We start from the raw sequence: 13,477 nt of genomic DNA, 5'->3' as shown, positions 1-13,477 counted from the left end.
TTATTGAGTCAATTTCAACAAAATCACCAATAAAAAAGAGGACGCGGGTCGCGTCCTCTTTTTTATAAATCTTTCACTCGTAATACACGCATTGCATTTAACACTGCAAGTAGTGTCACACCAACATCTGAGAAAACAGCTTCCCACATTGTTGCAATACCAAAGGCACCAAGTAATAAAACGATCCCTTTTACACCTAAAGCAAAGATAATATTTTGCCACACTATACTTCTTGTACGTTTTGCAATTTTTACAGCTGTCGCAATTTTTGAAGGCTCATCAGTCATAATAACAATGTCTGCCGCTTCAATTGCTGCATCTGATCCTAAACCACCCATCGCAATACCAACGTCTGCACGGGCTAATACTGGTGTATCGTTAATACCGTCACCAACGAAGGCAATTTTTTCTTTTCCGTGTTTCGCTGCATCAATTTTTTCAATCTCTTCTACTTTTTGTTGCGGTAGTAATTCCGCATGAACTTCATCTAAGCCTAATTCTTTACCGACAGCTTCACCAACTGGTTTTGCATCACCAGTTAACATTACTGTCTTTTTAATACCTAGTTCTTTTAACTTTTGAATCGCTTGTTTAGAATCCTCTTTTACCTCATCAGAGATAACAATATAACCTGCATATCTTCCATCTACAGCAACGTGAACTAATGTACCTACTGTTTCTGGTTGCTTAAATTCAATATTTTCTTTTCTCATTAATTTTGCATTACCTGCAAAAATTTCTTTTCCTTGTACTTTTACGACTGTACCGTGACCAGAAATTTCGTTATAATCATCGATTATTTTTTCATCAATTGATTTTCCATATGCCTTTCGAATAGATTGGGCAATTGGATGGTTAGAATATACTTCAGCAAATGCCGCATACTCTAATAACTCTTCACTTGTAGTACCTTCGCTCGGTTCCATTTTTGTAACTTTGAAAACACCTTTTGTTAATGTTCCTGTTTTGTCAAAAACAATATATTTTACATCATTTAAAGCTTCTAAATAGTTACTACCTTTTACTAACACACCACTTTTAGATGCACCACCAATACCTCCAAAGAATCCAAGAGGAATGGATACAACTAACGCACATGGACAAGAGATTACTAAGAACACTAAAGCTCTATAAATCCACTCAGAGAATGTAGCTCCTTCTAAAATAAGTGGTGGAATAAACGCCATGATCGCCGCTGTAATAACTACAACTGGAGTGTAGTAACGTGCAAACTTCGTAATAAAGTTTTCCGTTGGTGCTTTTTTACTGCTTGCATTTTGAACTAAATCTAAAATTTTTGATACAGTGGATTCACCGAATTCTTTTGTAACTTCAATTGTCAACACACCATTTTGGTTCACAAAGCCACTTAATACATCATTTCCAACTTCTACTTCACGTGGTACAGATTCACCTGTTAATGCTGAAGTATCTACCATTGATGTTCCTTCAATTACTTTTCCGTCTAACGGCACCTTCTCACCTGGCTTAACGACAATATAATCGCCAATTTGTACATCTTCTGGTGATACTTGTTTCGTTTCATTTCCAACCTTTACATTCGCATAATCAGGACGAATATCCATTAATGAAGTAATTGATTTTCGGGAGCGGTTTACCGCAATGCTTTGGAATAGTTCTCCTACTTGATAAAATAGCATTACTGCTACAGCTTCTGAGTATTGTTGAATTGCAAAAGCTCCTACAGTTGCAATTGCCATTAAGAAGTTTTCATCAAATACTTGGCCACGAGTTATGTTTCTTACCGCTCTCCAAACGATATCTCCACCTATTAATAAATAAGCAAGGACGAATAACGGAATTGTTACCATTTGTGGTAAGCCCGCTAATGCAGCAATTGCTGTCAAAATTCCGCCGACTACTAATCTCCCTACCATCTTTTTCACATTCGCTTCACCATGATCGTGACTATGTCCGTGGTCATGACCGTTCTTCTCTTCACGAACAACTTTCACATCTGGTTCTAACTTTTGAACGACATTTGTTATATTTGCTACAGTCGCTTCTAGTTCTCTTTTATTCGCAACTTCTACTCGTAATTTCTTCGATACGAAATCAACAGTTGCTTCTGAGACAGCTGGCATTTCCTTCACTTTATTTTCAATTTTCATTGCACAGTTCGCGCAATCTAAACCTTCTAATATAAATACTTCTTTAGCAATTTTATTTTTTTGTTCTTCTTGAACTTTAATATGCGGTTCTAATTTTGTAACGAGTTGTTTTGCTTCCGTAACAACTTCGTTTTCTTTATTTTGTGCTGTTTCTAAGATCATTGTCTTTGTTGCGAAGTTTACAGAACAAGAATTTACTCCTTCTATATTCCCAACACCTTTTTCAATTTTCATTGCACAGTTCGCACAATCTAAACCTTCTAACATCAGTTTCTTTTTCACCAATGCTTCAGCCATCGTTCTCCCTCCTCGCGTTCTTTTTATTCTTCTTCGTTTACGTGTTCAAACGCTTGCTCGAAGATATGAATTACGTGCTGGTCAGCTAACGAATAATAAACAACCTTTCCTTCTTTACGATTCTTCACAAGTTTCGCTTGCTTTAACACACGAAGCTGATGCGAAATAGATGATTGTGTCATTCCTAATAAATAAGCTAAATCACAAACGCACATTTCAGCTTCAAATAGCGCATGTAATATTCTCGTACGTGTACGGTCACCTAATACTTTAAATAGTTCTGCTACTTTACTTAAACTTTCATCAGTTGGAATTGTTTGTTTTACTTGCTCTACAACTTCTTCATGAATTATCGTTTGAGAACATGTCTCTTGTGGTGTTTCTACTTTATTTCCAGCCATTATAGCTCACCTCTTTAATTGAACATATGAACAATCATTCATATATCTTATACTCTTATTATATGAGCACCCACTCATATGTGTCAATGAAATCTGAATTTTTTTTATGAACATTCCGTTCACATTTTAATAAGTCGTATACATATTTTCCGCACTCTCTATATTCTCATACAAAAAAGGATGCACAATTCGCACACCCTTTTTTCATATTCCGACATAAAAATTCAACAAAGTAATATACATTCCCTTTATTTCAACAAAAGAAAAAGCCTTGCGCGCTCCCTAGACGCACAAGGCTTACTATACTTATATCCCTTTTAATTAGCTTGTTCTAAATTATCCTGCGAACTTCCATCGTCTTTTAAATGACTATGTTTTTTCGAATAAACAAAGTATACAACTACTCCGATTGCTAACCAAACACCGAAGTACATCCATGTTTTTAATGGTAGGTTTACCATTAAGAATAGACAACATGCAATTGAAATAATCGGTAAGATCGGTACAAGTGGTACCATAAATCCACGTTGTAATTTCGGATGTGTTTTACGAAGAATAATAACTGACACACCAACCATCGCAAATGTTAACAACGCTCCAATATTCGCTAAATTTGACAATTCTTTTAAATCGATAAATCCAGCAATTAAAGCACTACCAATTCCTGTTAACCAAACTGTAAATGTTGGTGCTTCTGTCTTTTTATTAATTTTCGCGAAAGATTCTGGCAATAAACCGTCACGGCTCATAGCGAAGAATACACGTGTCGTTGCATAAATGTAAGCAAAGATTACTGCCATAATACCAATTACAGCTCCAATTGCGATTATACCAGCTACTTTATCTTGTCCTACAACTTCTAACACATACGCCATCGCTTCCGGTACATCTAGCTCTTTATAAGAAACCATACCCGTCATAACGAGACAAACTACAACATAAATGATTGTACAAATGACCAACGAAGCGATAATACCAATCGGTAGATCACGTTGCGGATTTTTTACCTCTTCAGCAGAAGTTGCTAATGCATCAAATCCTAAGAAAGCAAAGAATACTGCTGCTCCCCCCGCGAAAACTCCACTTAAACCGTACGGTGCAAATGGTATCCAGTTTTCTGGTTTCACGTAGAATACACCAACTGCAATGAATAAAACAACGATACCAATTTTAATTAATACCATTATGTTATTCACACGTTTACTTTCTTTCGTACCTCTTGATAATAACCAAGTTATAACTAATGTAACGATAACTGCTGGTAAATTCACCATACCACCTTGAGACGGAATCGTTAGCAGTGCTTTTGGAATTTCAAGCCCTAATCCACTCACTAAGTTATGGAAGTAACCAGTCCATCCGCCAGCTACTGCGGCAGTCGTTACAACATATACGGATAGTAATGTCCATCCCATTAAATGAGCTACAAACTCACCAATTGTTGCATATGAGTATGTGTACACACTACCTGAAACAGGAAGTGTAGAAGCAACCTCTGCGTAACATAATGCTGCAAATCCACAAACGATGGCTGCAATCATAAATGAAAAAATAACTGCTGGACCAGCATCTCTTGCTGCTACTAATCCAGTTAATACTAGAACTCCTGTACCAATTATCGCACCAATCCCTAGCATTGTTAGGTCAAATGCCCCTAGCGTTTTCGTCAAAGTTTTACTTTTACTTTCCCCTAACAATTGCGTAACGGATTTCTTTTTAAATAGGTTGGCCACGATGTATGCCCCCTTTTGCCAAGAAGAGCTAAGAGATCTTCACTCTTAGCTCTTATCATGTTGTTTTATATATTGTTCGATTTTGTTTTGTATAATGCTTCTATTAGCAAGATACTGTTTCTGCTTCTAATAATTCTTTAGCACCTTTGTACTCTACACCGTGAGCTTCTGCAACTGCTTCAAATGTTACATAGCCATCTAATGTGTTAATACCTTTTAATAATGCAGTGTTGCCTAGGCAAGCTTCTTTGTAGCCTTTGTTAGCAATTTGTACTGCATATGGTACTGTTACGTTTGTTAATGCAAGAGTTGATGTACGTGGAACCGCACCTGGCATGTTTGCAACTGCATAATGAACAACGCCGTGTTTTTCATAAGTTGGGTTATCATGAGTTGTAATACGATCAGTTGTTTCGAAAATACCACCTTGGTCAATCGCGATATCTACAACAACAGAACCTGGTTCCATTGATTTAATCATTTCTTCTGTTACAAGTTTTGGAGCTTTTGCACCTGGGATTAATACTGCACCGATTACAAGATCAGACTCTTTAACAGCTTCTGCAATATTGTAAGGATTAGACATTAAAGTTTTTACTTGGTTTCCGAAAATGTCATCTAATTGACGAAGACGTTCTGCGCTTAAGTCGATGATTGTTACATCCGCACCTAGTCCAACTGCAATTTTAGCAGCATTTGTACCAGCTTGTCCACCACCGATGATTGTTACTTTACCACGTTTAACCCCTGGAACACCTGCAAGTAAGATACCTTTACCGCCTTTGTTCTTCTCAAGGAATTGTGCACCAATTTGTGCAGCCATACGACCAGCTACTTCACTCATAGGTGCAAGTAATGGTAATGAACGATTTTCTAATTGTACTGTTTCATATGCAATAGAAACAACTTTTTTCTCGATTAAAGCTTTTGTTAATTCTGGCTCTGGAGCTAAGTGTAAGTATGTGAATAAGATTAAGCCTTCACTGAAGTGTTTGTATTCGCTTTCAATTGGTTCTTTAACTTTCATAACCATTTCCATGTTCCAAGCTTCTTCAGCTGTATCAACAATTTTTGCTCCCGCTTCCACATACTGAGCGTCTGTGAAACCAGATCCTAAACCTGCACCCTTTTGAATGAATACTTCGTGATTGTTACGAATTAAATGTACAACACCTGCTGGTGTCATTGCCACACGGTTTTCGTTGTTTTTAATTTCTGCTGGTACCCCAATACGCATAATGAAATGCCCCCTTATAATTAACAGAAAAAAGAGATTCTTTTTTCTTTTTGTAATAATTAATAACTTATGTCCTTATTCTAGCATAACTTAAAAGTTATGAAAACGCTAACATAACATTTTTATAAAGTTTATATATTTAGAATAGTGTAAATATATAAAACATTGATTCTATTGGGGGTTTCGTGACATTTCATTATCTATCACTCTATTTTTATTATACCTCTTCAAAATAAACAGCAACCTTTTATTATTTGACAATAATTTAACAATGTAAGAAACCTAAGCGATAACGTATACAGTTATTATTTTACTCAATACTTTAGAGATATATTCTTTTCAAAAAAACAGCTGCTAGCATTTAGCTAGCAGCTGGGTAACTTATAAATAACTTAGAAAATAAATCATCTGTCGTTTCAGTAATTTTATCAAACAGATCACTTTCTTCCGCTTCTTGCTCTTTTAACATCTTAATTGTTTCACGTGCATCTTCAGGGTAATCGGTTATGATACCATCTACGTTCAACTTATAATATGCCTTTAAATTCTCCATATCATTTACTGTCCATACGTAAATTGGTTTGTTTAACTTCCTTGCTTCTTTTACTAACTTCTTATTTAACATATATTCTTCTGCTACGTAAAAGTCAGCCTTCACATTCTTTAAGTTAGCTCTACTTGCATACAATATATACCCTACTTTTATATCTGGATTTGCACGCTTAAACTCTTTAATAAGTGAATAGTGTAACGTTTGAATTACACATTGCTTCTCAAATTCATTATCTTTAATCGTTTTTAAGACTTTGTTTACAAAATCTTTTTCGCCCCCATGAAGCTTCACTTCTATATTAAGTTTGATTTTGCCATTTGCTAGCTTAATGATTTCATCAAGTGTACTTATTTGTCCTGAAAGTCCATCTTGACTAAGGGTAAGCTGCTTTAACTCAGCCATCGTTAAATCTGACACATGCACATTGGCATTTGCGAGACGTTTCAGCTTCAAATCATGTATAACCGCTAGTTCACCTTCTTTCGTTTGCAGTACATCAATTTCAGCATAATCTGCTTTCGCATCAATAGCTCCCTGCACAGCTTCTTTCGTATTCTCTACACCTTTTGAAATATAACCACGATGAGCCATAATAATTGGCTCTTTATATGTGTTTGTAATAAAGGTCACAATGAAGGCAACTACCATTCCCGCAGTAATAATCCCTACAATATATACGCCAATAAATTTCCAACGATGTTTTTGGAAGAAACATTTATCTGCTTTCGTTTTCGAATAATCTAATCCTTCTTCTAATAAAACATCCTCAACCGGTACCTTTTGTAAGTATAATCGCGTAATCGCCATAATATAAAATGGCGTCACGATAAAGCTGAATAAATACAATGTGCTCGTTAAAAATACAGAAATCGTTGATTCAGCTAATAATGCAAATGTTCCTTTCGGGTTTGTAAATTCATAAACACCCCATAGACACAATAAATATATTCCTAAAAACACGACATATACAATTCCAATTGAAATAAAAAACCCTACTAAAAAGAATAGTACTTTAAAAAAGCTTTCCTTTACTAAAGTTGCACTTTTACGTGCTGCCACGCGAAATGGTTTTTGCTCTAAAACAACAATAGGTAGAACGAAAATCCATCGAAGATTCAAATACGCGACTACAGCAAAGAACGTGTAATAACCAACTTGTCCCATCGTTGTCTTAAACAGTTCTCCTGTAATAAAGTTAGGAATTTGAATTTGTGGGATTAATGCCGTTTCATATCCCATATTTAAAAGAGGCAACAATACGACAGCATATAAAATAAATCCTGGTAAGCAATATGTGAAAAGAGTAGGTAAATACGTTACCGTTTTATATAAAATCGGACGTAATTTCACCTTCTGTCTTTTATGAGCGAAATACGAAATAATAATAAGCACCGCAAATTCTGTAAAGATAAGAAACAGTGCTAACAATGATAAAATTACGATTGCTAAGATCCCATAAGGCGTCTTTAAAAACGCTAATAATTCATCATTTGTCGCATTTGCATAACCACCAAAATACAATAACTTATTAAAAATGATTCCAAATAGTGGAACAAACACAATCGCTGCTAATAATTTATAAGCAAGTTGAAAAGTTAATACATTCCAAAAAGCAAATTTAACTGTTTGAAAGGAATGTCCTATTACTCCTGGTATAGATAGTTTTTTACGGTGTTGCATATATTCCTCCACATTCTAAAACGATATTTGAGATGGATTCCATATTTCCAGTTCTAATCCATCTTTTTAATAATAATATATTCCGCTTAACATGAACACTCTTATACATATAATGAAAAAAGTGATGGCTACTTCCCATCACTTTTTCATTTATTCTATTTTTTCTCTAGCCCTTGTCCAAATGCTTTCAAGAAACTAAAACCGAATGTAATAGCTCTATTGATATCTGGATCTTTTAATACTTTAAAGAAATCCATCACTTTTGTTTTTTTACCACTATTTAATTCATCTGTTGCAAATTGCAATCCTGTAACTAAACTGGACGTAATTTGCTTCGTTATTTCTGGGTCAACTGAAGATAACGCTTCTCCTGCCCCCATCATATTGTTGAGTGCATTTTTAACTGGTTCACGATTTAATTGCTCCACAGCGATTTTTGAAACATCTTCCTTCGCAGCAAGTAAACTAATCGCTGCATCTAATATACCAGCCTTCTGCAACTGTGCTAAAAGCTGCATCGTTTCTTCTACTGCTTCACGATTATTAGATAGCTCATTTAGAAGTTCATCTGCTAATTGCTGTTTCTGTTCTTCCTCTGTTACAACTTTCTTTTTAATTATAGTAATTTCTTTCGCCACTATCTCCGCCCCCTAGTCCACAAGTGATACGTATTGTTTTCTTTGCCATTTTTGCTCGATTTCAACACCGTTTTGCGGATTACGCTTTTTATCTCTCGGGTTTGAAGATGGTAACGGACGATTCCCTTTTTCACGTAGTACACGCATCTTTACCATCGTTTGTTTGTACGCTGGTGTACACGTATAAAGATCTGTCGCCGTTCCAGTTAAAATATTGATTGCCTCTTCATTTACCGTTGCATGCATCGGTAAATATAGCTCTTTCCCCGTTACACGATCTGTAACAAGTGCCTGTACTTTAATTTTCCCAAATGGTGATGCTAATTCTACAAGGCCACCATCTTTCACATTGCGCTCTAGGGCAAGTTCAGGCGAGATTTCAACGAACACTTCAGATACTTTAGATAAAATACCAGCCGATTTATTCGTCATATTTCCTTCGTGGAAATGTTCTAACATACGTCCATTATTTAAAAGTAAATCATACTCATCTGGCGCTACAACTGGTGGTACCCATTCATCTAATGATAGACGAGCTAGTTTATCTGGGAAGTTAAATCCATGCACATATAATAGCGGTGTATCGCTACCATCATGGCTACCCCAACATAAACTATTCCATCCTTCTAAACGATCGTATGTTGCCTGAGAATATAAAGGTGCAAGCGATGCGATTTCATCCATGATTTCACTTGGACTTTCATAATTCCAGTCCCCGCCAAGTGCACGAGCTACTTTTTGTAAAATCCACCAGTCTGGTTTTGAATCACCAAGCGGCTTCAATACTTCATATAATCTTTGAATACGGCGCTCTGTATTCGTAAATGTTCCCTCTTTTTCTAAGCTTGGTGCTGCCGGTAAAATAACATCAGCAAAACGAGCTGTTTTCGATAAGAACATATCTTGAACAACAAGGAAATCTAAATTCGCTAAAATATGTTGTACATGGTTGGCATTCGAATCTACTAAAGCCATTTCTTCACCCATAACATACATACCACGCAGTTTTCCTTCATCTGCCGCAAGTAACATTGCAATATTATTTAAGCCTGGTGCTTTCGGAATTGTAGTACCGTATGCTTTTTCAAATTTCGCACGGAGCGCATCATCTGAAACCGCTTGGTAACCCGGAAGCCAGTTTGGTAATGTTGCCATATCACAAGCGCCTTGTACGTTATTATGTCCGCGTAATGGGTATGCTCCTGCACCAGGACGACGATAGTTACCCGTAACAAGCAATAGATTTGAAATTGCTGCTGAAGTTGTACTTCCTCCCGTATTTTGCGTTACACCCATTCCCCAAAGCACACAAGTACCATCTGCTTCATATACCATACGAGCCATTTCTTTCAGATTTTCTTTCGAAATCCCTGTAATTTCTTCTGTATAATCAAGCGTATACTTTTCTACCATTTTGCTATATTCATCAAAATTCTTCACATTTTCAGCTATGAACTTTTTATCGTGCCAATCTTGATCAATAATATATTTCGTAATACCAGCGAGCCATACGTAATCAGTTCCTTGGCGAGGATGAATAAATAAATCCGCACGCTCTGCCATTTCATGTTTACGAAGGTCCGCCACAATTAATTTTTGGTCATGTAATTTATGTGCACGTTTTACACGCGTTGCAAGTACAGGATGTCCTTCTGTTGGATTTGCTCCAACGATAATGACAAGGCCTGCTTCCGCAATATCTTTCACTGTTCCAGCGTCCCCGCCCATACCGACAGTTTTAAATAAACCGTCTGTTGCTGGAGATTGACAATAACGGGAACAGTTGTCTACATTATTCGTTCCATATATTTGACGGGCTAGTTTTTGCATAAGATAATTTTCTTCATTCGTTACTTTCGAAGAAGAAATAAATCCAAATGCATCACTTCCATATTCTGATTTAATATGCTGCATATTGGATGCAACAACTTCAAGAGCCTCTTCCCATGAAGCTTCAACAAACATATCTCCTTGGCGAATTAATGGCTTCGTAATGCGATCTTCACTATTTACAAAATCCCATCCAAATTTGCCTTTTACACATGTGGAAATACCGTTAACCGGCGCATCTGAAACAGGCTGTACTTTCAAAATGTGGCGGTCTTTCGTCCATACTTCAAATGAACAACCTACACCACAAAATGTACAAACTGTTTTTGTTTTATTCACTTTCGTCTTACGCATCGCAGCCTCTACTTCTGAAACTGCTAAAATACTACTATATCCAGGTTCTACATCCTTTACAAAATCAATCATCGGGTCTAACACATCCGGTTTCAATCCTGTCATGAATCCAGCTTCACCCAGCATTGTTTTTTCCATTAACGCATTACATGGACATACTGTTACACACTGCCCACAACTTACACAAGATGAGTCATTTATACTTACACCATTGTCCCATATAACACGTGGACGGTCTAAGCTCCAATCAATCGATATAGTTTCATTCACTTGTAAGTTTTGACATACTTCTACACACTGCCCACAAGCAATACATTGATTTGGATCATATCGATAAAATGGATGTGACATATCCACTTCACACGCACTTACTTTCGGCTCATACGGATATTTCTGTTCCTCAATCCCCATCATATGTACTGTATTGTGGACTTTACAGTTACCATTATTGTTATCACAAACAGTACAATACAATAAATGATTCTCTAATATCCGATCCATTGCCTCAGTCTGTGCCTCTTTTGCACGCTGGGACTGTCTTTCAATATGCATACCATTCTCTAATTTCGTTGAACAAGCACGCATTAACTTCCCATTTACTTCTACAATACACGTATCACAAGTTTGAATTGGATCTACTTCTGGTACATGACAAATTTGAGGATGTTCCAAATTACTCTCGTTAAATAATTGTAGTATCGTCTTTTCACCTGATGCAGAAAATTCTTTACCATCGACGGTTACACGGACTGTCTGTTCTGCCATAGTTTCCCCTCTCCTTACAACCAACTGTACAACACAATTATGAATCCGTTTTCAAAATCGCATTACTGTACATATTTTTGAAACGCTCTACCCAAATACTTTCTTATGAAGTCGATTCTAGATGTTATAAGGTATAACTACGAAAGCTTGAAATTATCACTATTCTACAGTTCTATTATATCGTACATATACAATAATAACCAAAATAATCTGTGATCTTCTTGTTAATAGGTGTTTTTATTTTTTCCATTGTTTTATGATAAATGTGGGAGAGAAATACATATAAAAGGGGAATTTAATATGGGGCCTACGCAAGAGACTTATACAATTGTACGCTATCAATCTGGTACATTTTCAAAACAGCTTGATGAGATTGTTACAGAATCTCCTATTACTATTAAGTTGAATGGTGAAGAATATGTAACAGTCGTATGCACACCAAATTATATTGAAGATATGGTAATTGGTTTTTTAATTTCTGAGGGGATTATTTCTTCCTATAAAGATGTTGAAGAACTATGGGTTCAAAAAGATAGCGGAATTGTCCATGTAAAATCATCAAAAGTGAATCCGCTCTATCAAACTTTATATAATAAACGATACATCACTTCTTGCTGCGGAAAAGGTAGACAAGGTTTTATTTTCGTAAACGACGCAGCAAAAGCAAAAGACTTACATGATATACATGTAAAAATTACTCCTGAAGAATGCTTTTACTTAATGAATACTTTACAACAATCTTCCACTACCTTTCGCCAAACTGGTGGTGTTCACAATACCGCGCTATGTGATCGAAACAATATCCTCCTATCAAGAATGGATATTGGAAGACATAATGCATTAGATAAAATATATGGTCATTGTTTGCGTAACGATATATCGATTAAAGGAAAAATCATCGCATTTAGCGGACGTATTTCATCCGAAATTTTACTCAAAGTTTCAAAAATCGGATGTGAAATTGTTCTATCTAAATCCGCTCCAACAAAACTGGCATTGCAACTTGCCCATGATTTAGGCATTACAGTCGTAGGGTTTATTAGAAATGAATCTTGTAATATTTACACACATCCAAAACGAATTGATGGCTATCAATCCAATGTTTAAAAAATAACTCCTCAATCGAGGAGTTATTTTAGTTATAAAAATGTAACATATTAAACACTTGAATAGTTAACAAAGTTAATATATAATTTCATTACATAATTAAAACAAAACATTGTAGCATATATCTTTTCATTCTTTTACAAATTAAAAGAGAATACTAACAAAACATATACTCAATCTTATAAAAGTAATGGATTTATTTGAAATCCACCAGGGAGGTTACAACTATGGAAATTCGCTTATTAACAACAGAGGACGCAGAAATATATTTAAAAGTTTGTATGGAAGGTTTAACGAAGAATCCGGAAGCTTTTAGTTCTTCTTATGAAGATGTTCTTAAACATGAAAATCCTGTGGCTGCTATGGCTAAACGATTAAGCAATCCGGATAAGTATACTCTAGGTGTCTTCAAAGATAATGATTTAATTGGTATCGCTACTTTAGAAACAAAACCATTTATTAAACAAGAACATAAAGCAAAAATTGGCTCCGTTTTTGTTTCTCCAAAAGCACGTGGTCTCGGAGCAGGACGAGCTCTAATTAAAGCAATTATTGAAAATGCCGATAAATTACATGTAGAACAACTTATGCTCGATGTTGTAGTTGGTAACGATGCAGCAAAAAAATTATATGAGTCATTAGGTTTCCAAACTTACGGCGTACAAGAGCGTTCATTAAAACATAACGGTCAATATTGGGACGAGGAACATATGGTTCTGTTCTTAAATGATTAATACTTCAATATAAGGT

Annotated in this window: 9 protein-coding genes; 2 read left to right on the top strand and 7 right to left on the bottom strand. The window is 35.8% G+C overall.

Going from position 1 to position 13,477, the window contains the following annotated elements; genetic code table 11:
- Positions 1-62: 62 nt before the first annotated feature.
- From CGQ22_RS25375 to fdhF, 7 genes are all read right to left on the bottom strand, one after another.
- Positions 63-2,429, bottom strand: coding sequence for a heavy metal translocating P-type ATPase (locus tag CGQ22_RS25375; RefSeq protein WP_089149519.1), 2,367 nt, complete (start codon positions 2,427-2,429; stop codon positions 63-65).
- Between the two features lie 23 nt (positions 2,430-2,452).
- Complete coding sequence (locus CGQ22_RS25370; protein ID WP_000918378.1) at positions 2,453-2,830, bottom strand: ArsR/SmtB family transcription factor; 378 nt, start codon at positions 2,828-2,830, stop codon at positions 2,453-2,455.
- A gap of 317 nt (positions 2,831-3,147) precedes the next feature.
- Positions 3,148-4,563, bottom strand: a complete 1,416-nt coding sequence (locus CGQ22_RS25365) for an amino acid permease (RefSeq protein ID WP_001284891.1) — start codon at positions 4,561-4,563, stop codon at positions 3,148-3,150.
- Positions 4,564-4,666: 103 nt separating this feature from the next.
- Positions 4,667-5,800: an alanine dehydrogenase gene (ald, locus tag CGQ22_RS25360; protein ID WP_001219744.1), complete on the bottom strand. Its 1,134-nt coding sequence runs from the start codon at positions 5,798-5,800 to the stop codon at positions 4,667-4,669.
- 361 nt (positions 5,801-6,161) lie between these two features.
- Entirely contained in the window at positions 6,162-8,033 is a 1,872-nt protein-coding gene (locus tag CGQ22_RS25355; protein ID WP_089149518.1) for a glycerophosphoryl diester phosphodiesterase membrane domain-containing protein, read from the bottom strand.
- A gap of 155 nt (positions 8,034-8,188) precedes the next feature.
- A complete protein-coding gene (locus tag CGQ22_RS25350; protein ID WP_001040507.1) occupies positions 8,189-8,671 on the bottom strand; it encodes a helical membrane plugin domain-containing protein in 483 nt (160 codons plus the stop codon).
- Positions 8,672-8,683: 12 nt separating this feature from the next.
- On the bottom strand, positions 8,684-11,620 hold the full coding sequence (gene fdhF / locus CGQ22_RS25345) for a formate dehydrogenase subunit alpha (protein ID WP_000840683.1): 2,937 nt from the start codon (positions 11,618-11,620) through the stop codon (positions 8,684-8,686).
- 300 nt (positions 11,621-11,920) lie between these two features.
- On the opposite strand from fdhF, the gene fdhD reads away from it, so the two are divergent.
- Both fdhD and CGQ22_RS25335 read left to right on the top strand, forming a co-directional pair.
- Positions 11,921-12,727 carry a formate dehydrogenase accessory sulfurtransferase FdhD gene (gene fdhD, locus CGQ22_RS25340; protein ID WP_089149517.1) on the top strand — a complete coding sequence of 269 codons (807 nt, stop codon included), beginning with the start codon at positions 11,921-11,923 and terminating at the stop codon, positions 12,725-12,727.
- Positions 12,728-12,954: 227 nt separating this feature from the next.
- A complete protein-coding gene (locus tag CGQ22_RS25335) occupies positions 12,955-13,461 on the top strand; it encodes a GNAT family N-acetyltransferase (protein ID WP_000405883.1) in 507 nt (168 codons plus the stop codon).
- Positions 13,462-13,477 lie beyond the last annotated feature (16 nt).

It is taken from the genome of Bacillus sp. M13(2017) (genome assembly GCF_002218325.1).
GTDB lineage: Bacteria > Bacillota > Bacilli > Bacillales > Bacillaceae_G > Bacillus_A > Bacillus_A thuringiensis_K.
This window is presented reverse-complemented; position numbering and strand designations above follow the sequence as displayed.

Excerpts from the sequence above, each read along its gene's own strand:
- ald (WP_001219744.1), bottom strand. The coding sequence starts at position 5,800 with ATGCGTATTGGGGTACCAGCAGAAATTAAAAACAACGAAAACCGTGTG.
- fdhD (WP_089149517.1), top strand. The coding sequence starts at position 11,921 with ATGGGGCCTACGCAAGAGACTTATACAATTGTACGCTATCAATCTGGT.
- fdhF (WP_000840683.1), bottom strand. The coding sequence starts at position 11,620 with ATGGCAGAACAGACAGTCCGTGTAACCGTCGATGGTAAAGAATTTTCT.
- CGQ22_RS25335 (WP_000405883.1), top strand. The coding sequence starts at position 12,955 with ATGGAAATTCGCTTATTAACAACAGAGGACGCAGAAATATATTTAAAA.
- CGQ22_RS25355 (WP_089149518.1), bottom strand. The coding sequence starts at position 8,033 with ATGCAACACCGTAAAAAACTATCTATACCAGGAGTAATAGGACATTCC.
- CGQ22_RS25370 (WP_000918378.1), bottom strand. The coding sequence starts at position 2,830 with ATGGCTGGAAATAAAGTAGAAACACCACAAGAGACATGTTCTCAAACG.
- CGQ22_RS25375 (WP_089149519.1), bottom strand. The coding sequence starts at position 2,429 with ATGGCTGAAGCATTGGTGAAAAAGAAACTGATGTTAGAAGGTTTAGAT.